The organism is Streptomyces sp. NPDC001663 (assembly GCF_042893105.1).
Classification (GTDB): Bacteria; Actinomycetota; Actinomycetes; order Streptomycetales; family Streptomycetaceae; genus Streptomyces.
Genome location: NZ_JBIAUR010000001.1, coordinates 1,069,427 through 1,089,210, shown reverse-complemented (window position 1 = coordinate 1,089,210; position 19,784 = coordinate 1,069,427). Strand labels below are relative to the sequence as shown.

The window sequence follows — 19,784 nt, the reverse complement described above, 5'->3', positions numbered from 1 at the left end:
AACCCTCGTTACGCGATCGGCGGTGTGCCGTGCGTGTGGAAGGACCCGATCGTCTTCAGGCCCCAAGCCTGCCCCTTCTTCCGCTCCTCCTCGGTCCAGGTGATGAGCGGCCAGTCGGGCGCCAGGACGAGACGCGTGAGCGGGTTGCACAGCTCGATGCGGTTGCCGCCCGGCTCGTAGACGTACAGGAAGAACGTCTGCTGGATGGCGTGCTTGTGCGGTCCCGTCTCGATGAACACACCCGTGTCGATCGCGAGATCGGCCGCGCGCAGGACGTCCTCGCGGGTGTCGGTCGCGAAGGCGATGTGGTGCAGCCGCCCGGCGCTGCCGGTCCAGTCCGACGTGTAGACGACGTCGTACGACTTGTTCGTGTACGTCAGCCAGCGCGCCGCGATCTTTCCGCTGTCGAGCCGGATCTGCTCGGTCGGCCGGGCGCCGAGGACGTTCTGCTGGAACTCGGCGTTGGCGAGGACGTCGGCGGCGAGGAAGTTGACGTGGTCCAGGCGGCGCACGCCCACGCCCCGGTTGGGCTTGGCCTGCGGCTGGTTCTTCAGTGCGGGCTTCAGCTCGTCGGGGGCCTGGTAGTGCTCGCTCTCCCAGTACAGCGCGTGCTCGTGGCCGTCCGGGTCGGTGGTGACGTACAGCTTGCCGAGGCCGGGTTCGTCCTCGACCCAGTGGCCGGCGCCGCCCGCCTCCTCGACCGCCTCGATCCGGCGCCGGAGTGCCTCCTCGCTGGTGGTGCGCAGGGCGAGCCGGCCGAGACCGGGCTGCTCGCGGGCGGTGAGCACCAGGCTGTGGTGCTCGTAGTCGTCGAAGGTCCGCAGATAGACCGAGTCGCCGTCCTGCCCGTTGACGGTGAGCCCCAGGTAGTCGGTGAAGAAGGCGACGCTGGCGTCCAGGTCCGGGGTGAACAGCTGGGCGTGGCCGATGTGGGCGATGTCGCCGAGCGGCGGAGTCATCGTTGACCTCCTTGGGGTTGCGGGGGGATCGGCGCCGTCTCGGCGGACCGGGGGAAGACCGTGCCGTCGAAGATCTTGCGGGCCGTTCGGACCACGGCGGTGCGGCGGGCGGAGGGCCAGCCCTCGGGGGTGGCTCCGAGGCTACTTTCGATGTCCAGGAATCCCGTGGGATGTTCTATGCGAATTCGGTCACTGGCGGGCGTGAGCTCTGCGAGCTCCACACCCACGCTGCCTTCGATCCGCAGGCCTGCGGCGACGCTGGCTGCGCCGAGCACACCGATCGAGGTGTGGCAGCGCACGGGAATGAAGGTGCGAGTGGTGACCGCGCCCCCGTCGCGGGGTGCGGCGAGCAGCGTGAGCTTGGGCACGGTGGCGGCCGAGACGTCACCGAGGCCCATCAGTCGGCCGGCCTCCAGGCGGATGGTGCGCAGGCGGTCGGTCAGCTCCTCGTTCGCCTCCAGTTCGGCGGGCGTCTCGTAGCCGGTGACCTTGAGCGAGGAGGCCGCGATCAGCACCGTCGGCATCCCGTTGTCCACGCAGGTGACCTGCACGCCGTCGATCTCGTCCCGCACGGCGCCGGTGGGCAGCAGCGGGCCCGCGCCCGGCGGGAACTCGATCACCACGGGCGCGGCCGTCCCGGGCACGCCCGAGATCTCGGCGTCCCCGGTGTAGCGGACCCGGCCGCCGGGGGTCGGGAAGGTCGCCGTCGCGTAGTCGCCGGTGTTGACCATGCGGATGCGGACGGAGGTCTGCGCCTGGCCCGCCTCGACGAGCCCGCGCTCGACGGCGAACGGGCCGATGCCGGCGAGGATGTTCCCGCAGTTCTGACGGTCGCTCACTTCCGGCTTGTCGACGATGACTTGGAGGAAGAGGTAGTCGACGTCGGCCTGCGGGTCGGCGGAGGGGGAGACGACCGCGACCTTGCTGGTGAGCGGGTGGGCACCGCCCAGGCCGTCGATCTGGCGCTCGTCCGGGCTGCCCATGATGCGCAGCAACAGCGCGTCCCGCAGGGCCGGTTCGGCCGGGAGGTGGTCGGCGAGGAAGTAGGCGCCCTTGGAGGTGCCGCCCCGCATCAGCAGGCAGGGCACCTCCGCGGGCACGGGGGTCACGGCCGCTCCCCGGCGTCCGAGGAGTACTCCTCGTAGGTCTTGTACTCGACGCCGAGCCGCTTGAGCGTCTCCCTCAACCCATAGCGGTCCAGGCCGAGTTCACCGTCGAGGAAGGCGGCGCGGGACCTGGCCTCCTTGGCCTCGCGTGCCTCGGACGCCTCCGCCGTGGCGCGGGCGCGCTCACGCGGGACGACCACGACGCCGTCGTCGTCGGCGAGGATCACGTCGCCGGGGCGGATCACCTGGCCGTCGACCGCGACCGGCACGTTGACCGAGCCCCCGGTGGCCTTGACCGTGCCTTGCGCGCAGACGGCCCGCGACCAGGCGGGGAAGGACATGTCCCGCAGTTCCTGGGTGTCGCGGATCCCCGCGTTGATGATCAGTCCGCGCACCCCGCGCTGCTGGAGCGCGGTCGCGAACAGCTCGCCGAACATGCCGTCGGTGGACGGCGAGGTGGTGGTGACGACCAGGATGTCGCCCTCGCCGCACTGCTCGACCGCCGCGTGGATCATGAGGTTGTCCCCGGGCCAGCTGAGCACGGTGACGGCGGTGCCGACGACCCGTACACCCTGCTGGATGGGGCGAACTCCCGGGCCGATCAGCCCGGTTCGGCCCATCGCCTCACTCACGGTGGCCACGCCGAAGCCGGCCAGCGTCTCGACGTCCTTGGCGTCCGCCTTCGGCGGGTGGGTGACGATGACGCCGCTCATGCCAGCTCCTTCGCGATCTGCGGGTAGGGGCGCATGTACGCCTCGGCCATGGTCTTGTGCGCGAGGCCCAGGTTGGGGCCGGCGTTGCGCTTGAGCTGGACGCCCCGGCGGACGGCGAGGTCGGTGTAGTAGTCCCACAGGTGCTGCTGGGCGCCGAGGCACTCCATGGCCTTGCGCTTGGTCTCCCAGACCTCGGTGATGTCGAGGAGGACCTCGGGCTTGAAGCCGCTCATCTCGGGCTGGTGCGGCTCGAAGTAGAAGACCGGCGGGGCCCCGATGATCTCGCCCTCGCCCGGGTAACCGATGGCCTGGGCCAGCACGCGGGCCTCCAGCGCCATGCGGTTGGCGGCCGGATGGTCGCCGTTGTACGGGTCCTCGGTGGGATGGGTGAGGACGACGTCCGGCTGGGTGTCCCGGTAGACGGCGACGAGCTGGTCGGTCAGCTCGGCGGTGGCCACGAGGGGGTAGTCGCCGGCGTCGAAGAAACGGACCTCGGCGCCCAGGGCGGCGGCGGCGCGCTCCGCCTCGTCCCGGCGTATCGCCTTGATCTCGGCGAGCTTCTTGCCCTCGCGCCACGCCTTGGCGGACTCGCCGCGCTCACCGAAGGTCAGGCACGCGATGGTGACCTTCTCCCCGCGGGAGGCGGCCAGGGCGATGGCGCCGCCCGCCCGCCACACGAAGTCCCCGGCGTGCGCGGTGACGACGAGGGTCGATCGTGGCGGGGCGGGCGCGTTGGCCTGGGTCATTGCTGAAATCTCCTTGGTGACAGGTGGGCGCCCGCCCCCCGCGCGTGGCGTGCTGCGGCTGCGGCTCTAGTCGCGCAGCGCCTCGATCACGCTGGTGAGGTGGGCGCGGACGGCCGTCTCGGCCGCCTGCGGGTCCCTGGCCCGGATCGCTTCGATCATGGTCAGGTGCTCGTTCAGGGATTGCTGTGGACGCCCCGGCCTCAGCGCCAACTGGAAGCGGTGGCGCACCAGTTGGGCGTTCAGCCGCTCCAGCAGCTCCTGCGCGGTCTGCTGTCCGGAGAACTCCCGGATACGGACGTGCAGTTCGTGGTTGAGATCGGAGTAGGTGACCGGCTCGCCGTCGGCGACGGCCTTGGTCATGGCCGTGCCGAGGTCGGTGAGTTCGATCAGCTGCTCGTCGCTGGCCGCGACGGCCGCCTTCGCCGCGCACAGTCCTTCGAGGACCATGCGGCACTCGGTGATGGCGACCGCTTCGTCCACGCTCACCACGCGCACCCGCGAGCCGCGGTTGCGGATCCGTTCGACGAGGCCCTGGGACTCCAGATCGATGAGCGCCGCGCGGATGCTGGCCCGCGTCACACCGAACTGCTCGGCGAGCTCGTTCTCCACCAGCCGCTGCGCCGGCGCCATCTCGCCGTGCAGGATCGCCTGCCGCAGCTGCGCGAACGCATGCTGCTTGGCCTGCTCTCCGGTGCTCGGACGGGCTTCCTTCGGCATCGCTGCCCTCCCTGAGTGAGTGCCTGTCGAACCTAAATCTAGCCAAACAAGATTGTCAACAATTTTGTCCGCCGTATTGCCCACGTGCGTCGGCGGCGCTACGGTCCCGGGGCGGCGCCGCTTGATCCTTCTGCTTCCCCTCCGGAAGCACCCCCCGATCCCATCCCCCGATCCAAACGATCTCGATGATCTGATCGAACGGAGACCGCTGGTGCCGGTGGAAGACAGCCAGCTTCATGGCCACCCTCGCCGCCGCCCTCGCGCTCGTGACGGGCGCAAGCATGGCACTCGCCTACGGCACGAGCGGCGGCGCACAGGCCTCCGCCGCTACCGACGCCGTCGCCGCGAGCAGCACGTCCGCCGGGATCGCACCGGCCATCTCCTGCTCCGGCCTCACCGCGCTGGACCTGGCGAGCGCCGTGCCCGGCACCCCCTTCGAGATCACCTCGGCCACGGAGCTGGCCGCCGGCAGCAACACGCTGGGCAACTGGGCCGCCTGCGACGTGAAGGGCGTGATCGCCCCGCAGATCCACTTCGAGATCAAGCTGCCCCAGACCGGCCGGCAGGCCAACTACCTCCAGCTCGGCTGCGGCGGGCTCTGCGGCAACACGACCGTGACCAGCGCCCCCGCCTCGGCCGGGTGTGTCCCGCTGGCCACCGGCGCCTTCGCCGTCGCGTCCAGCGACGAGGGCCACTACCAGGGCGGCGGCCTGTTCTCCACCGACCCGACGCTGCGCGCCGACTTCGGCTACAAAACCGACCACCTGCTCGCCCAGGCGGCCAAGGCCGTCATCAAGCAGTACTACGGCCAAGCCGCCACCCACTCCTACTTCGACGGCTGCTCGCAGGGCGGCCACCAGGCACTCACCGAGGCTCAGCGCTACCCGACCGACTTCGACGGCATCATCGCCGGCGCCCCGGCCAACAACTTCACCGCCCTGAACACCTTCTCGCACGCCTGGACCGCGCAGTCCGTTCGGCTCACGTACCGGGGAGATCTGGTGGGTTTGAAGCCCTCGGGCTCCAGCGGGGCCACCACAAACTGGTGGCGGTACAGGGGCCGGTCGGTGACGTAGAGCTGTTCTCCATCGGGGCCGTTCAGGACGGCGTCATGGCCGAGGACGTACTGGCTGACGATGTAGTCGACGTGGCCAACGTCCCAGAGCCGTTCGATGGTGGGGAACTGGTCTTTGTAGGTGGGGTGGCGGTGGTACTCGCTCGTCCAGGTGCCGGGCAGGCGTTCGGCGAGTGCGGCGGCGAAGGCGGACAAAAAGGTCGTGCGGGGCGTGGGCATGGGTTCCTGAGGTGCTGCGGCGGGTGGTTGATCCGTCGGCAGTCAGCGCCGTGGTCCCGCGGACCCGGGCTGATGTCCGGGCGGGGCCGGGGGAGTGGCGGGCGTCGTGCGGGTCTGCTTCAGGAGCGCGTCGAGGTCCGGGGGTGGGTCGTAGTGCGCGCGGAGGATCTTGAGATCCGCTTCGGTGGCCATGGCCAGGGCTGAAGCGATGCTGCTGGCTGCGCCGCGGAGCAGCCAGGGGTGCCGGGTGCGGAAGGCTTCGGTATCGCGATCCGCCCAGCGGTGCAGGTCTGCCTTTGTGGCGGAGCGGGTGTGGTAGGCGTGGATCTGATCGGCGGTGCGGCCGACGTTGTCGTACAGCTCGAAGTCGGGGTTCTGCAGGGGTGCTCCAGGTCTCGTGCGGCCGCGGCTTGCGGGGTTTCAGTGCATGCGGGCGTCGGTGTCGAAGAGCGCCAGTTCGTGGGGGTGCAGGAGGTGCTGCACGATGAAGCTGCGCCCCGCGACCTTCCACAAGCCGCGGCCTCGGTTGAGGTGGGAGATCGCGTCGGTCTCCACCGAGGTCAGGCCCAGCAGGGCTGCTGCGGCATGGAGTTGGTCGGTCTCCTGCCGGTAGACGATGCGGGTGGAGCAGTCGGCGAGCAGACCTTCGGCCAGGGCCCGGCCGCGGGATCCGGCGTCGCCCGCGGTGAGCAGGTCGGACAGCCGGTGGATCACCATCAGGTTCGCGATGCCGAGTCCGCGGCTCAGCTTCCACTGGGACTGCATGCGCTGCAGGAGGCCGGGGTGGCGCATCAGGCGCCAGGCTTCGTCGTAGATGATCCAGCGTCGGCCGCCGTTCGGGTCGGACAGTGCGGATTCCATCCACGCGGACGCGCAGGTCATGGCGAGGACGAGCGCGGTGTCGTCGCCGGATCCGCCCAGGCGGGACAGGTCGATGGTGAGCATCGGCGAGTTGGGATCGAACGTGACGGTGCTCGGGGCGTCGAACATCCCGGCCAGGTCGCCGTGAACCAAGCGGCGCATGGCGTGGGCCAGGTCGCGGGAGGCGTCGCCGAGGCGGCCGGACATGATGCCGCCGGCCACATCGAGTTCGTCGGGGTTGTTGAGGGTGGCGGCGATGTCGCCGAGCAGCGGGGTGCGACCGGTGGCGGCGGCGCGGGTGACGACGGCATCCAGCGCGACGTCGAGGCCGGTGTGCTCCATCGGCAGCAGGTCCCGCCCGAGCACGGTGCGGGCCAGCGAGCCGAGCAGCAGCAGGCGTCGCTTGCGGATCTCGCCCTCCCAGTCGGCCTCGGAGACGCTGTTGGGCCGCGGCGCCGCGTCCAGAGGGTTCAGCTTTCCGGGCAGGCCAGGCCCGAGCGCGATGGAGGTACCGCCCAGCGCCTGCGCCACGGGCGTCCATTCCCCCTTCGGATCACACGGGACGTAGACCCGGTGCCCGAAGGCGATCGACCTCAACGCGAACGACTTGGCCAGCGCCGACTTGCCCTGCCCGATCACCCCGGCAAGGAGCACGTTGGGGTTGGTGAAGCCCTCGACCTTGCCGTACAGCGCGAACGGGTCGAAGCAGAAACTGGCTTCTGCGTGGACGTCGCGGCCGATGTAGATGCCCTCGGCGCCGAGGCCGCCTTCGGCGAGAAACGGGTACGCCCCGCTCGCGGTAGCGGTGGTCATGCGGTGGGCGGGCAGCTTGAGCCTGTTGTTGCGGGAGGACGCGGGGCCGGGTCGCCCGGCGGGTGGGAAGAGGGGCGCCGGCATCTCCTGTTCTGCTACGCCAGCGCCGCTGGTGTGGGCGGCTGCTTCGAGGCGGGCCTTCGCGGCGGCCTCGGCGAGCTGCCGGCGGGCAGCCTTGCGGGACGCGCGATCGGTGCCGTGCGGGGTGAACAGGGGGCTGGCGCTGGCGCGGCGGGCGCGGCGCGCAGGCCGGTGGCTCATGACGGGGCGGCTTTCACGTGACGGCGGTCTGGACGCGGCGCGGGGTCAGACGACCGGCGAAGCGGTGAACAGAATCGGGCTGCGATAGCTCTTGCCGTCGCCCGACCAGTCCAGCTGGATGTAGCCGTCGGCGAGGTAACGGCTGGAGCCCGCCTTGGACTTGAGGGTTCCGGTCGAGTAGGAGCCGTTGCCGTTGCCGCTGCTGTGTTCGAGCGCGTGCTCCAGGCCGGTGTAGGCGCCGGACTTCACGACCGGGTCCGTGCCGCTGACGCTCCGCTTGGTCTGGAGCTGGAACTTGGCCTTGTTGAAGGTCAGGGTGCTGCGGTTCTTGGCCGTGTACGGGCCGTCCCAGTACACGGTGGCGGTGGTGTAGATGTAGCCGCCGGACCGCATGGCGCAGAGCGTCACGTCGAAGTCCCAGTTGTCGGAGTCGGGTCCGGAATAGCTCGGGTCGTCGACGGTGTGGCTACTGGTCTTGCAGTGGTAGCTGGCGGCGGATGCCGGAGTGGTTGTGGCCAGGGCGGCGGTGCCGGCGAGCGCGGCGATGACGACGGCGGCGGAGGTGGAGAGCTTTAGGGCGCGCATTCAGGGCCTTTCGGTGGCTGGGGTTACTGGCTGCAGGAGGTGGTGTGGCCGTGCAGCGGGGCGTTGAGGTCGCTGGGGGTGGTCTTGCGGCGGACGACGTGACCTGCGGCGAGGTGGCGCTGGCAGATGGTCAGGACGGGTGGACCCTCGGGCAGCCGCTCGGGGTGGCATTCCGTGTCCGTCGGGGTGTCGCCCTCGACGGGCAGGAGGTGGAAGGCGTCGTGCACCGCGGCGGCGGACTGCCACAGCCGGGTGCGCGCGGTGGCGAGGTGCCGTCCGGCGGCGGGATGCGGCGGACGGGTGGATTCGGCGAGCTGGTCGAGCAGGTGGTGCAGCGCGGTCAGATGGGCGTGCAGCACGTCGAGGTGCACGCGATCCGCGGGCGAAGCGATGTGCTGGGTGCGTGGGGTGAGGGCGCGGGTGTGGTGGCGGATACCGGCGCTGGCGGCCCGCAGGTACGGGTACGCGTCGCCGACGGGGATGGCAGAGGTCAAAGGGGGAGAGTTCCTTCCTGCCGTGGGGGCAGGACGTCGGCTGGTGCCGGAGTGGGGCTACAGGGCCGTACGGGCGAGGGGGAGGGCACCGAGCGTGAAGGCGTCGGGCTGCTGGAAGTTGAGCCGCCGCAGATCGACCTGGGCGGTGACGGCGGCGGTCTCGATCTGCGCGCACGCGGCGTCGAGCAGGGCGTCGGTCTCCGCGGAGACGGTGAGCAGCCCGGTCAGCGACACGTCGGCGTGCCCGGCGATCAACTGGCGCTCGCGGACCTTGACGTCCGCGTATTCGACGGAATCGGCTTCGGAGTCGACCTGCCCGCGACGCGACCTCTCATTGGCGTCGGCAATGATCGCCGCCTTCTTGCGCTGCACGTCGCGCATCGCGGACTCGAGCCCCTGCGGCACATATATAAGGGAGAGGGTGCGCCGGACCCCGGCCGTGAACATCAGGCCGTGCAGGAAGCCCGCGCTCGTTTCGGTGCGGGGCCAGTCCTCGACCCAATAGGTGGCGTGCCGGGCGGAGTCGGTGGCGAGCCGGTCGTACTCCTCGACCTGGACCACGGGCCCGGCGGCTGCCGGGTCGGCTTCCGCCCGGCCGGAGTTGGACCACTGCTGCAGCGCGGACAGCGCCCTGGGGTCGTAGGCGGTGCGGATGACGGCGGCGATCTCGCGGGCACTGAGCCAGCCGGTCACCATCAGTCCGGCGCTGCGCGCGGCCTGGGCGATGGCGGACGTGGTCTGTTCCATCACGGTGAAGGCGCCGGGCAGTCCGCCGCCGGCCTGACTGATGAGGCGCTTGGCGGCCTTGAGGTCGAGGGAGATCGCCAGGTACGCCTCGTGCGGGGCGGCGGCAGGTCCTGCGGAGGCGACAAGGTCGGCGTACACCTGTCCGGCGACCGGCGTTTCGGGTCGCCCTTGCTGGGCCCAGTGGCGGGCGAGGGTGTCGCCGGAGTCGGGCACGGTGCGCTCCAGGACCTGCACAGTGGCGACGTGCCCGGTGCGGGCGATGCCCGCCAGGGCCCGCCCCCAGCTGCTGACGTTGTGGTTCTGACTCGCCGGGTCGAGGAGCGCGAAGGCCCTGCTGGAGACGCGGGCGACGGCGGTCAGGGTCTGACCGTGCGGGTCGTGCACGGCGGCGGCCTGGTTGGCGGAATCGCCGGGCGTGACCACGCGCAGTGAGGCGGCGGTGCCGGGGAGATGGAGGATGCCGTCCTGGCGGGGACGGGTGACGGGCCGGGCGAGCCACAGGGCCTGGCCAGTGCGCCGCCGTCGGGCGAAGCGCAGGACGATCGGCGCCCAGTCGATCAGCGAGCGGCCGTGCCGGCGGACGGCGACCAGGGCGGCGACTGCGGCCCAGAGCGGGGCTAGGGCGATGGCGCCGAGCAGCCCGGTGGATACCACCGTGATCAGCAGCAGAGCCAACGCGCAGGAGACGAGGACGAGTTGGGGCAGGGAGAGGCCGAGCAGGATGCCGCGCCTGGACCGGTGGGGGAATTTGACGGTGAGTGGTGTGACGGTGAGATCTGACAATGGCCGTTCCGATGGGGCGCGGGGCGGTGGCCGGGGCGGCGCGTGGCGAGGAATACGCAGCGCGTGCCGCCCCGGAGTCTGGCAAGCTCACAGGCCGGTGGGTGGGGGCGGCGGTGCCCCGGTTCCGCTGGAGGTGCCGGCCGAGTTCGGTGCTGGCGGGGCGCCCTGCGGCGGTGGCGTCGAGGCGCCGGCGCCGGGCTGCGACATGAAGCCGCCGCCGTTGGAGGGCGATCCGGAACCGCCACCCTGTCCGGGTGTACCGCCGACCTGACCACTGGTGTCGTCATGAGGGCTGGTCGGCGGGGGCTGGACGGCCTTCTCCAGACCGCTCCTGATCCCCTCGCTCCCGGACGACGGGGCGTTTGAGCTGCCGCCTTCCTTGCCGGCGTCCGGCGTGGGGTTGGTGGCGATGTCGCCGGGGAAGCCGCCCGGAACGGAGTCCGGGCCCTGGGGAGCGGCGCCTGCTCCGGCCGCGGCACCGCCACTTCCGGCGGTGGCGACCGCTGCGGCGGCCTTGCGCCCGGCACGTTCGGCGTGCTGACGGGCCATTTGCGAACCGGCTCCGCCGGAGCGGTGCAGGGTCTCGGCGTCAGAGCCCTCGGAGGCGGCCCAGTGCACGAACTTGAACGTGGCATACGGGCACAGCAGGACCAGCGCCAGGATGACGATGCCGGCCATCACGTCGGCAAGGGCCGCGATGCCGTCCTTCGCTTCGGTTTTGCCCATCGCGGCGATCCCCAGGACGAAGATCACAGTCATCAGCAACTTGCTGACGACGAGGGTGGCGGTGGCTTCGATCCAGCCCTTGCGCCAGCGCCGGGCGACCTCCCAGCCGCCGCCGGCTCCGGCGAAGACGGCGAGGGTGACCATGACGAGGATGCCGACCTTGCGGACCATCATCACGCACCAGTAGAGGAAGGCGCCGATCGCAGCGCCGACACCGACGAAGACGGTGACGAGCCAGCCCAGGCCGGACAGTTCGGCGATCTGCCCCACCTTGACGATCCGCCGCACTGCCGTGGCGATGTCGAGGTTGGCGGCCTTGAAGAGTCCGTCGCTCAATGCGTCGACGACTTCGATGGCGACGGTGGTGAAGGCGATCGCGGTGAACGCGAACAGCACGCCGGTGGCGGTGCCGGTGAATGCCTGGGCGAGCGCCTGGCCGTCGCGGCGGATCGCGGCGCGCACGAGCTGGGCGCAGAACGTGGCGACTAGGACGACCAGGCCGATCGGCAGGATCATCTCGTAGTTGTCGCGGAACCACCCGGCGTTGAGGTCGACCTTGGTGGTGGTGTTGACCGCCTCGGCGGCCAAGTCGGCTGCGGCTGCGGCGAGTTCGCCCGCGCTCTTGGCCATCCAGTTGCCGATGGCCGTGCCCGGGTCGGAGGCGAAATCCACGGCGTCACCGACGGCGCAGAGTTTGTCCGCGAGGGGGAGGTCGCAGAAGCCCAAGGGGGAGTCCCCTCCTTTCGCAGGTGGGCTGGGGGCGGGTCAGGGCACGACGCGGGGGGCGATGGAGACCAGCGAGCAGTTCGCGTTGGGGCGGCACTGCACGGCGAGGGTGATGGAGCGGTCCTCGGCGCCGGCCCCGCCCTTCTTCCAGGCGATCTGCTGCTTGCCGGTGACGGTGACGGCGTAGATGTACGCCTCGGTGATCGCCGAAGGATCGTCCGCCAGGGCCTGCTTGAACGCCGAGGGGTAGTGGGCCTCCGTGACGTTGGCGGTGGCGTACTGGTCCTGGTCGGCCATCCGCGACCACAGCACCGGATCCGGCACCTGCGCGGCGATCGAGGACCAGTCGGCGTACTTCGTCTCCGCCGTCAGCCACGCCCTCATTCCGGCGAGCTGCTGGTCACGGCTGGTGGTGCGGGTGTCGTACGCCCACAGTGTTGCCGCAGCGGCCTTGGCGAAGGCGACCGGGTCCGCCAGCTGCGGGGGCTTGGCCACCGAACCGTCCCCGGCCGACGCCGTCGGGCCGGCGGACGCGGAGGTACTGCTGCTCGGCCCGGAGGACGGAGCGGCGGCCTGGCTGTCGCCGGCTGTGGTGCGGCCGGTGAGCAGGGCGACGACGACGGCGAGGGCTAGCAGGACGGCGAGGCCGGTCGCGAGGACGGTGATGCGCTGGCGGGTCGACCAGCCGAGGCCGTAGCCGGACAGGGAGGGGAATGGTTTCGGCATCAGTGGACCTGCGTCCCCAGGGCGGAGAAGAACGCCACGACCCCGTTCGCGGCGCCGAGACCAAGGGCGGCGCCCGCCGCGACGACCGCGCCCTTCTTGCCGTTGGCCTCGGCCTGGTGGCCGCCGGTGTGGTGGCCCCACGCCCACACGCCGAGGGAGACGGCGAGCGCGCCGACAACGGCGACGATCGCGAACAGGTTGATCGAGTTGACGACGTTCTTGAGCACCGCGAGGCCGGGCAGGCCACCGCCCGAGGGCGTGATGCCGGGGTCGTAGGCCAGATACTGCACGGTTTCGAGCAGGTGCAATGAGGCTCCTTGGGCACGCCGAAGCCCGGCGCGCGGGAATCACAGAAAGGGGGAGGGGGCGAGGCAACTGCCTCGAGAAGGAAGGCCGGCAGCGGTGCGGGAGACGGCTGGCCCGGTCGGCGCCCGCGTTGGGGCGGCGTGGCGTGCACGAGGTCACCCAGGTTTCGTGCCGAGGCTGGACGAGGCCACAGGTCGGGCCGGGGCTGCTGTAGATGGCGCTTCGGCTCAGGCTCCGAACCGGCTGCCGGGGTGCACTACTTCGGGATCGACGGCTTCGGTGCCGGGTTGGTCTTGTAGGGGTTCGCGCAGTTGTAGATCATGTAGCCGCGGATCTTCTTGCCGTCGGACTTCCGGGTGACGGTGCCGCGGGTGTACCAGGTCTTCTCGGCCTTCTTGTAGGCCCACTGGTCGTAGACGACCTTGTCGTGCCGGTAGCCGATGCCCACGACGGTGGACGTCTTCGACGGGGCCTTGCGGATCTTGACCGCACTGCAGTTGATCGTGGTGGTGCCGGTGTCGTACGCCTGTGCCGTACTGGCGGTGGCCAGGCCGCCGGCGGCGACGGCCAGGCCCAGAGAGGCTGCCGCGAGGGCGCGCTGGGCGCGGTGGCGGGTTATCAAGTAGGTGCTCCGTGATGTCAGGGGAATGAGGATGGGCAGGCCGGCGGGTCCTGCGGGCCCGTCCGAAGTGAGTGCGGAAGAGGCCCAGGGGGGTATCCCGGTCAGGGGGTGTGCCGGGGATGTCGCGCCCCGACCGGGGGTCAGGTGACGCGGCGGGCGGCGAGGATGTCCCAGTCCGCGAGCGGCGTGATCCGCACAGGCTTTCCGGTACGGGGGGCCTCGATCGCGAGTCCCGAGCCGATGTACATGCCGACGTGTTCGGGGCGGGCGGCGCTGCCGCGGGAGAAGATCAGGTCACCGGGCTTGAGCGCCTTGGGGGACACGGCCTTGCCCTCGTTGACCTGCGTATACGTGGTGCGGGTGAGCTGGATGCCGGCGTGCTTGTACGCCTGCTGGGTCAGCGAGCTGCAGTCGCAGCGGCCCATCGGGTCGGGGCCGTGCGGCGCAGTGCAGGTGCCGCCCCACTGGTACAGCGTGCCGAGCTGCGCCATCGCCCAGGCGATCGCCTTGCGCGCCTTCGGATCGGCGTCCTTCGGGATCAAGTAGCCCTTCGGTACCGACCCTTCCGGGATGGTGCCGTACCCGGAGCCGTCCTCGGCCGCCGCGCAGGGCGCGGTACTGGAGGTGGTGTTCGTCTCGCTGGTGTCCTGGTCGGCGTCGGGGAACGTCGCGGCGATCGCCTTCTGGAGGGCGGTCGCCAGCTCCTCCCAGTCGGCGTAGGCGTCGGGGTAGCCGGAGCGCTGGACCTGCTGCGCGGCCTGGGCGACGGTCAGCTGCTGCCAACCGTCCACCGCGAGCAGGTGCTTGTAGAACTGCTCGCTCGCGTAGACAGGGTCGTGGATCTCCGTAGCGGTGCCCCAGCCCTGGCTCGGCCGCTGCTGGAACAGCCCCAGCGAGTCGCGGTCGCCAGAGTTCAGGTTGCGCAGCCGGGATTCCTGCATCGCGGTGGCGAGCGCGATGATCTGTCCCTTCTTCGGCACGTGGAGGCCGATCCCGGTGGCCACGATCGTGCGGGCGTTGGGGATCTGTTCCTCGGGCAGGGACAGGCCCTCGACGTGCACGTCCTTGGCGGTCGCACCGTTGAGGATCTTGGTGACCTGCTCGACGACCGTGTCGGTATCGACGTCGCCCACGCAGCTGAAGGACGAGTAGGTGGTCTGGGCGGCCTCGCTGCTGGTGGCCATCAGCATGGCCGTGCCAGCGAGGAGGAGAGGAGAGAGGACGAAGACGCCGATGCCGGCGGCCACGCCCTTCAATCGGGGACGCCTCCCGGGCGGCCGTCACGGGCCGGAGACCCGTGCGCGGGCAGGGGAGGGTTGAGCGATGTCACAACGAGGTCCTTGGTGAAGTCCCGGCGGCGCGTGCGTCGTTGAGGAAAGGGCGCGACGGCCGGGTGGTGGGTAAATCGGGGCCCAGGTGCACGTGCGCGAGTTGCCGCTCGCACCGGCACGGGGCGTCGGGTCAGGTGTGCCAGGACATGGGGATACCTCCACGAAGGCAGGGGCGGGGATGCGCCATCGGCGTGGTCCGCCGGGCAGTTCCAAAACACTAAGGGCGGATCCCCGGTTGCCGAAATCGTCTCGATCAAGGCTCTATTTCGGGGTTTTCGGCGGCGATAGCGCTCAACCGGGGATCGTGCCCTACAGTTTTGCCTCCTCCCCTCGCCCCCGCCGCTGCGCGGCCCGCAGTGCCTTCCTGCTCGCATGCGGTCCCGCGGGTTATCCAGGCGGCCCGGAGCGTCTCTCCCTCACCTCACCCGACCCGAATTGGGGTATCTCTTTGCCTTTTTCCCTGCACCAGGGCGACGCGCTCGGCGTCCTCGCCGAACTGCCGGACGACTGCGTCGACTCCGTCATCACCGACCCGCCGTACAACAGCGGCGGGCGAACGGCCAAGGAGCGCACCTCCCGCAGCGCGAAGCAGAAGTACACCTCCGCCGACGCAGGTCACGAACTGCCGGACTTCACCGGCGAGAACATGGATCAGCGGAGCTACGGCTTCTGGCTGACCCAGATCATGACCGAGGCACACCGGCTCACCAAGGTCGGCGGCACGGCGCTGCTGTTCACCGACTGGCGGCAGCTGCCCATCACCACGGACGCCATCCAAGCCGCCGGCTGGCTCTGGCGGGGCGTGCTCGCCTGGCACAAGCCGCAGGCTCGCCCTCAGAAGGGACGTTTCACCCAGAACTGCGAATTCGTCGTCTGGGCCAGCAACGGACCGATCGACGCCTCCAGGAACCCGGTCTACCTGCCCGGCCTGTACAGCGCCTCGCAGCCATCGGGCAAGAGTCGCCAGCACATCACGCAGAAGCCCGTCTCCGTCATGCGTGAGCTGGTGCAGATCTCCCCGCCCGGCGGCACGGTGCTCGACTTCACCTGCGGCTCGGGCTCAACGGGAGTCGCGGCCCTGCTGGAGGGCCGTGATTTCATCGGCGTCGAGAAGACCAAGCACTACGCCGAGATAGCCGCCGACCGGCTCACCGAAACGCTGCAACAGACTTTGTCCCAGGACGACTTGACCCTGACGTCCTGAGCCCTTTTGTGCAGCGCGGTACGGCCCGTGGTGCGTGGCCCGTCATGCCATGGCCGTGCCGCGCGGGGCGTTATAGCAGCAAAGTCCCGGTTACCGAAACCGGGGATTCTCCGGATGGTTTGAGCCGCAATTCACGCCTAACGGCCGCGGCTCAAGGAGGCCCCTTTTCGTGCCTGAATCCATAGACCCCCCAGAGGGCGGGGAGACGGAACCGGTCCGGCTGCCGGAGTCCGATCTGGAGAGCATTGAGGCGAGCGTCCGCAAACTGCTGGACCAATCTGCCGAGCAGGCCCGCCAGCTCGACAGCCTCGCCTCCGCACCGCCGCCCACGGACTCACCGTTCGGCGCCTTCGGCATGCCGGGGTTCGCGGGCCTGCCGCCGCAGCCCGCCCCGCCGGAGCCCCGCCCGATCCTGGAGCTGGAGGGCGAGGAGTACGAAGACGAACTCGACGCGCTGTCCGACTGGGTGGATGACTTCCTCGTCCGGGTCTACGGGGCGGAGGTCACCACCGCCGCCCCGTGGTGCGAGCAGTGGCAGGAACACGCCGACGTCGTCGCCTGGCTCCACGCCCTGTGGCTGGCCTACCAGCAGCACAAGGATCCCGAGGCCGGTCTGTCCGGCCTGTTCGTCTGGCACCGGGACTTCCTCACCCACGCCATGGCCACCGTCCGGGCTGCCGGCGGGCCGCTGTCCGCGTGCATGACCGATCCGGACCGACCCGCCCACCGCCTGCTGCCCGGCCCGCCGCCCTCGAGCCGGATCACCGCCGAAACCGCAGAGTCAGAGGGGAACGGCGCACCCGGCCAGGGGGCCGGATGAGCGGCCACGACCGGCCCGCCTTCGGTCTCTCCTTCGACCCGCGCGCCCTGACCGACCTTCTCCAGGCCCCCAGCGACATCCGAGACCTGGCGCTCGCCCAGCTCGAGGACGTCGTCAACGCCCGCCTGTTCGGCGCCAAACTCACACGCGATCTCGCCGGATGCCGCAAGGTCTACGTCGATCACCGCAATGCGTGGCGCATCGTCTACGCCCAGCGGCCGGCGCCTGCCAACTCCACGCACACCACCGAGATCCACGTCGTGGCCGTCCGCCCGCGGGAAGCGCACGACGTCTACGACACCGCCCGCGCCCGCCTCGGCATCACCCGACGGCCCCTGGGCGAGCGCACCCACGCGGCCCGAACCCGCTCACCGCAGCTGGGAGCGCGCCAGCCCATCCCCAAGCCAGGACCACCGCCCTACGCGATGCCCGGCCTTCCCCGACCCGCACTGCCCCCGACCCTGAAGGGCCCCATTCGTTGACGCAGTTCCCCACCCTGATCGACCAGGTCGCTGCCGCCGTACTGGCGCCGACCGAGGTCACCGAGAACCCGCACCACCGTGCCATCGTCGATGTGTTCGTCGAGATCCAGGACCTCGACCGGCAGCTCGCCGCCCTGTCCGGCGCCGACCGTCCCGCCGACGGCAGTGCCACCGAGCAGCTCGACACGCTCACCGACCTGCTGATCGAACGCATGGCAGCCGGAGCCGAGTTGAGCGCGCTGCTGTCCACCTCCTGCTGCTGCGCGGCTGCGTACGAGCCCGCACCGACCAGCGAGTACGAGCCGGTGGAGGACGAAGAGCCCGACTTCGATCCGGACCTCGATCCCGACTTCGAGGGCTTCGACGACTTCGAGGATCCGGAGGGTCCCGACGACCTCGACGGCTTCGATGACCTCCACGAGGCCACGTGCGAGGAGTTCCTGACCTGCCCGAGCCGGCCGAGGACGATCGTCCACGCCTGCCTTGGCATCTTCGACGTCCTGGGTGCAGCGGAGTATGTGAGCACCGCGGAGCTGGTCGCGCGCCTGCGCGAGCTGCCCGGCGAGGCCGATGGACGCTGGCGCTACGCCGTCCTCACCCCGGTCCGCCTCGCTCTGCTCCTGCGCCCCTACGGAGTCCAGTCCCGCAAGCCGCGCAACGTCGACGGCAGCCGCTACCGGGCCTACCGGCGCGGCGACCTGCTGGCCGCCCGGCCGGACTGCTCCTGCTGACCCACCCCGCCCTCGCGCGTACGCCCCCGGTGACGGCGGCGGACTGGGACCTGGTCGCCGCCTTCCACACGCAGTGTTCCGAACAGAACCTGCTGCGCCGCTGGGGCCGAACCCGCCTCACGCCCCGCGACCTGACACGGCTGCTCGCCCAGGCGCAGTGCTGGATCGGACTCGACGCAGACGAGCGGCCACTGGCCCTCGTCTCCCTCGGGCCCGTCAGCCGGGAGCCGGGCGTCGTCGACCTCGGACTGCAAGTCGCCGACGACCACCACCGCCGCGGCATCGGAACAGCCCTGGTCCGGCAGGCGGCCCGGATGGCCCGCACGCGCGGGGCACACACCCTCACCGCGTTCACGCAGGCGTCCAACGCGCCGATGCTCCGGCTCCTGGAGCGTCTGGGACCCACCCGGCGCACCCGCGACGGCCCCTACGTCGAGGCCCGCATCGCCCTGGACGCGTGCGCCTCGGACGCTCTCCCGTACACAAGAACCGCCCCGACATGAGCTCACCGCCCGCACCCTCGCCCAACCGCCACCCGCGCACCGTGCTCGACCACAGGATCGAGACGGCCACAGGGTGCAGCATCGAGACGCTGTGGCGGCACCGCGAGGCCGGTCTCCTCGACGCACCCCACTCGGCCCTGGCGGACGCCCACCGCGACCTCGTTAGGGCCGAGCGGGACGTCATCTTCCACCGCGCCCGTCTCACCCGCCTGGTGTCCGGCGAGATCCCCGTCGATCAGGCGCTGTTGGCCCGGATCGAGCGCACGGTCGACCAGCGCGCGCACGCCATCGACGAGCGCGACGTCGAGCAGGCCAAGGCCGCCGCCGCGTTGGAGCCGATCGAAGCCGCCGCCCCGCGAAGAGCGCCACGGCAGGTGCCGACGAAAGACTTCGCCGCCCTGCTCGCCATCGCCCAGGGCGCCAAGCTGCACGAGAACCTCCTCACCCATCGGCTCGCCGTGGCGACCCCCTCGCGTACCCGCATCTCCTACGCCCAGCTGCAGCGCCTGCAGGCGAGCGGCCTCGTAGACCGCGACACCTCCCACCCAGTGCACGCCGGCCAGCCCGTCACCCTCACCGACGCCGGCTGGGCCGTCCTTGCCGCCCCGCGCCCCTCAGGCCCGCCCGGCACCACGCCGTCGCCCCGGCCAGCGTCAGCACCCGCTCCCGCACACCTGCGTCGCTGAACAGCTCAACACGCCCTGCCCATGGCGCCCATGGCGTCGTCGCACCGAAAGCACCGATGCCCACCCACGAACCGGATTTCCGCCTCGACGGCTACGAGGCCGTCAACGACCACGTCGCCGACCAGTTCTGGCAGCACATCACCATCGAGCAGGACATGCTCACCCTGCTGGCCGAGCACCACACCGAGGACGGCGAGCACAGCTTCTACGTGATGCACAACCGCGCCGTCACCTGGGGCATCCCCGGGGAACCACAGATCGTCGCCCTGCACCTCAAACGCGACTCGGCGGCGCGCACTTTCCGCTTCACGCACAAGGAACTGCCGCTGCCGTCCATGTCCCAGTCCTGGCTGATCGCCCGCGGCTGCCCCGAGGACAAGATCCTCCTGCCCGACGGCATGGGCACCACCCCCGCCAACCAGGCCACCCGCGCCCTGGAGAAGCGACTGCGCAGCGACGGCGACCATTTCGCCCTGCTGACCAGCTACACGCACGACGCCGAGCGGATCGAGACCACCGTGCTGCTGCGCGCCATCGACGAGAAGGCGCCACTGCCGTTCCGGGTCCTGCTCGAGGAGGTCGACACCGACGCGTGGACGCACACCCTGCGCGAGGGCGCCTTCGCGACCTTCGAGGCAGCCACCCAGTGGTGGGAAGCGCACTGGAACGGCGAGACGATCCCGCTGCCGGCCACGTCACCGCCAGCCCGCCACACCACCGCTCCGGGCCTCCCCGCTCTGCCCGCGCACCCCGCTCCACCGCGCGGTCCGAGCCGCTGAATTCGCGGCTCCCCACCAGCTTTCCCCTTCCCCGCTCGGTGAAATGCCGGCTGCCCTGAGCTA

The 19,784-nt window shown here is 70.7% G+C and carries 23 protein-coding genes; 8 read left to right on the top strand and 15 right to left on the bottom strand.

Annotated elements, in window-relative coordinates; translation table 11 throughout:
* Positions 1 to 8 precede the first annotated feature (8 nt).
* The 5 genes from ACFY1L_RS05150 to ACFY1L_RS05130 all read right to left on the bottom strand — a co-directional run bounded on the left by ACFY1L_RS05150 (position 9) and on the right by ACFY1L_RS05130 (position 4,241).
* Positions 9 to 959, bottom strand: coding sequence for a catechol 2,3-dioxygenase (locus tag ACFY1L_RS05150; protein WP_388818307.1), 951 nt, complete (start codon positions 957 to 959; stop codon positions 9 to 11).
* Positions 956 to 2,032, bottom strand: a complete 1,077-nt coding sequence (locus ACFY1L_RS05145; RefSeq protein WP_388818970.1) for a 4-oxalomesaconate tautomerase — start codon at positions 2,030 to 2,032, stop codon at positions 956 to 958. Before ACFY1L_RS05145 ends, ACFY1L_RS05150 begins: the two co-directional genes overlap by 4 nt.
* Before the next feature lie 32 nt (positions 2,033 to 2,064).
* Positions 2,065 to 2,778: a 4-carboxy-4-hydroxy-2-oxoadipate aldolase/oxaloacetate decarboxylase gene (locus ACFY1L_RS05140; RefSeq protein WP_388818305.1), complete on the bottom strand. Its 714-nt coding sequence runs from the start codon at positions 2,776 to 2,778 to the stop codon at positions 2,065 to 2,067.
* Positions 2,775 to 3,524 carry a PIG-L deacetylase family protein gene (locus ACFY1L_RS05135; RefSeq protein WP_388818302.1) on the bottom strand — a complete coding sequence of 250 codons (750 nt, stop codon included), beginning with the start codon at positions 3,522 to 3,524 and terminating at the stop codon, positions 2,775 to 2,777. The genes ACFY1L_RS05140 and ACFY1L_RS05135 overlap by 4 nt, the downstream gene beginning before the upstream one ends.
* A 66-nt stretch (positions 3,525 to 3,590) precedes the next feature.
* A complete protein-coding gene (locus ACFY1L_RS05130) occupies positions 3,591 to 4,241 on the bottom strand; it encodes a GntR family transcriptional regulator (protein WP_388818300.1) in 651 nt (216 codons plus the stop codon).
* A gap of 236 nt (positions 4,242 to 4,477) precedes the next feature.
* On the opposite strand from ACFY1L_RS05130, the gene ACFY1L_RS05125 reads away from it, so the two are divergent.
* A complete protein-coding gene (locus ACFY1L_RS05125; RefSeq protein WP_388818297.1) occupies positions 4,478 to 5,317 on the top strand; it encodes a tannase/feruloyl esterase family alpha/beta hydrolase in 840 nt (279 codons plus the stop codon).
* Positions 5,318 to 5,577: 260 nt separating this feature from the next.
* Here ACFY1L_RS05125 and ACFY1L_RS05120 read toward each other — a convergent pair whose 3' ends face one another.
* The 10 genes from ACFY1L_RS05120 to ACFY1L_RS05075 form a co-directional block, all read right to left on the bottom strand.
* On the bottom strand, positions 5,578 to 5,727 hold the full coding sequence (locus ACFY1L_RS05120; RefSeq protein WP_388818294.1) for a hypothetical protein: 150 nt from the start codon (positions 5,725 to 5,727) through the stop codon (positions 5,578 to 5,580).
* 228 nt (positions 5,728 to 5,955) lie between these two features.
* Positions 5,956 to 7,470 carry an ATP-binding protein gene (locus ACFY1L_RS05115; RefSeq protein WP_388818291.1) on the bottom strand — a complete coding sequence of 505 codons (1,515 nt, stop codon included), beginning with the start codon at positions 7,468 to 7,470 and terminating at the stop codon, positions 5,956 to 5,958.
* A 45-nt stretch (positions 7,471 to 7,515) separates the two neighbouring features.
* The gene (locus ACFY1L_RS05110) at positions 7,516 to 8,055 is read right to left on the bottom strand and encodes a hypothetical protein (RefSeq protein ID WP_385743407.1); all 540 of its coding nucleotides are present in this window, start codon (positions 8,053 to 8,055) and stop codon (positions 7,516 to 7,518) included.
* A gap of 23 nt (positions 8,056 to 8,078) precedes the next feature.
* Positions 8,079 to 8,549, bottom strand: a complete 471-nt coding sequence (locus ACFY1L_RS05105; protein WP_388818288.1) for a DUF6238 family protein — start codon at positions 8,547 to 8,549, stop codon at positions 8,079 to 8,081.
* A gap of 57 nt (positions 8,550 to 8,606) precedes the next feature.
* Entirely contained in the window at positions 8,607 to 10,079 is a 1,473-nt protein-coding gene (locus ACFY1L_RS05100; RefSeq protein ID WP_388818285.1) for an SCO6880 family protein, read from the bottom strand.
* Positions 10,080 to 10,166: 87 nt separating this feature from the next.
* A complete protein-coding gene (locus tag ACFY1L_RS05095; protein ID WP_388818282.1) occupies positions 10,167 to 11,531 on the bottom strand; it encodes an ATP-binding protein in 1,365 nt (454 codons plus the stop codon).
* 39 nt (positions 11,532 to 11,570) lie between these two features.
* Positions 11,571 to 12,257: a hypothetical protein gene (locus ACFY1L_RS05090; RefSeq protein WP_388818280.1), complete on the bottom strand. Its 687-nt coding sequence runs from the start codon at positions 12,255 to 12,257 to the stop codon at positions 11,571 to 11,573.
* Positions 12,257 to 12,565 carry a DUF6112 family protein gene (locus ACFY1L_RS05085; protein WP_388818277.1) on the bottom strand — a complete coding sequence of 103 codons (309 nt, stop codon included), beginning with the start codon at positions 12,563 to 12,565 and terminating at the stop codon, positions 12,257 to 12,259. Before ACFY1L_RS05085 ends, ACFY1L_RS05090 begins: the two co-directional genes overlap by 1 nt.
* A 254-nt stretch (positions 12,566 to 12,819) precedes the next feature.
* Positions 12,820 to 13,185 carry a hypothetical protein gene (locus ACFY1L_RS05080; protein ID WP_388818275.1) on the bottom strand — a complete coding sequence of 122 codons (366 nt, stop codon included), beginning with the start codon at positions 13,183 to 13,185 and terminating at the stop codon, positions 12,820 to 12,822.
* A gap of 140 nt (positions 13,186 to 13,325) precedes the next feature.
* Complete coding sequence (locus ACFY1L_RS05075) at positions 13,326 to 14,441, bottom strand: C40 family peptidase (protein WP_388818272.1); 1,116 nt, start codon at positions 14,439 to 14,441, stop codon at positions 13,326 to 13,328.
* 523 nt (positions 14,442 to 14,964) lie between these two features.
* Between ACFY1L_RS05075 and ACFY1L_RS05070 the strand changes: the two genes are divergently transcribed.
* From ACFY1L_RS05070 to ACFY1L_RS05040, 7 genes are all read left to right on the top strand, one after another.
* Positions 14,965 to 15,720, top strand: coding sequence for a site-specific DNA-methyltransferase (locus ACFY1L_RS05070; RefSeq protein WP_030614312.1), 756 nt, complete (start codon positions 14,965 to 14,967; stop codon positions 15,718 to 15,720).
* 169 nt (positions 15,721 to 15,889) lie between these two features.
* On the top strand, positions 15,890 to 16,540 hold the full coding sequence (locus tag ACFY1L_RS05065; protein WP_388818269.1) for a DUF4913 domain-containing protein: 651 nt from the start codon (positions 15,890 to 15,892) through the stop codon (positions 16,538 to 16,540).
* Positions 16,537 to 17,022, top strand: coding sequence for a hypothetical protein (locus tag ACFY1L_RS05060; protein WP_388818266.1), 486 nt, complete (start codon positions 16,537 to 16,539; stop codon positions 17,020 to 17,022). The genes ACFY1L_RS05065 and ACFY1L_RS05060 overlap by 4 nt, the downstream gene beginning before the upstream one ends.
* Positions 17,019 to 17,753 (top strand): DUF3631 domain-containing protein, encoded by a 735-nt coding sequence (locus tag ACFY1L_RS05055; RefSeq protein ID WP_388818263.1) that lies wholly within the window; start codon positions 17,019 to 17,021, stop codon positions 17,751 to 17,753. Before ACFY1L_RS05060 ends, ACFY1L_RS05055 begins: the two co-directional genes overlap by 4 nt.
* Positions 17,754 to 17,782: 29 nt before the next feature.
* Positions 17,783 to 18,256: a GNAT family N-acetyltransferase gene (locus ACFY1L_RS05050; RefSeq protein WP_388818261.1), complete on the top strand. Its 474-nt coding sequence runs from the start codon at positions 17,783 to 17,785 to the stop codon at positions 18,254 to 18,256.
* Entirely contained in the window at positions 18,253 to 18,942 is a 690-nt protein-coding gene (locus tag ACFY1L_RS05045) for a hypothetical protein (RefSeq protein WP_388818258.1), read from the top strand. The genes ACFY1L_RS05050 and ACFY1L_RS05045 overlap by 4 nt, the downstream gene beginning before the upstream one ends.
* 56 nt (positions 18,943 to 18,998) lie before the next feature.
* Entirely contained in the window at positions 18,999 to 19,721 is a 723-nt protein-coding gene (locus ACFY1L_RS05040) for a hypothetical protein (protein WP_388818255.1), read from the top strand.
* Positions 19,722 to 19,784 lie beyond the last annotated feature (63 nt).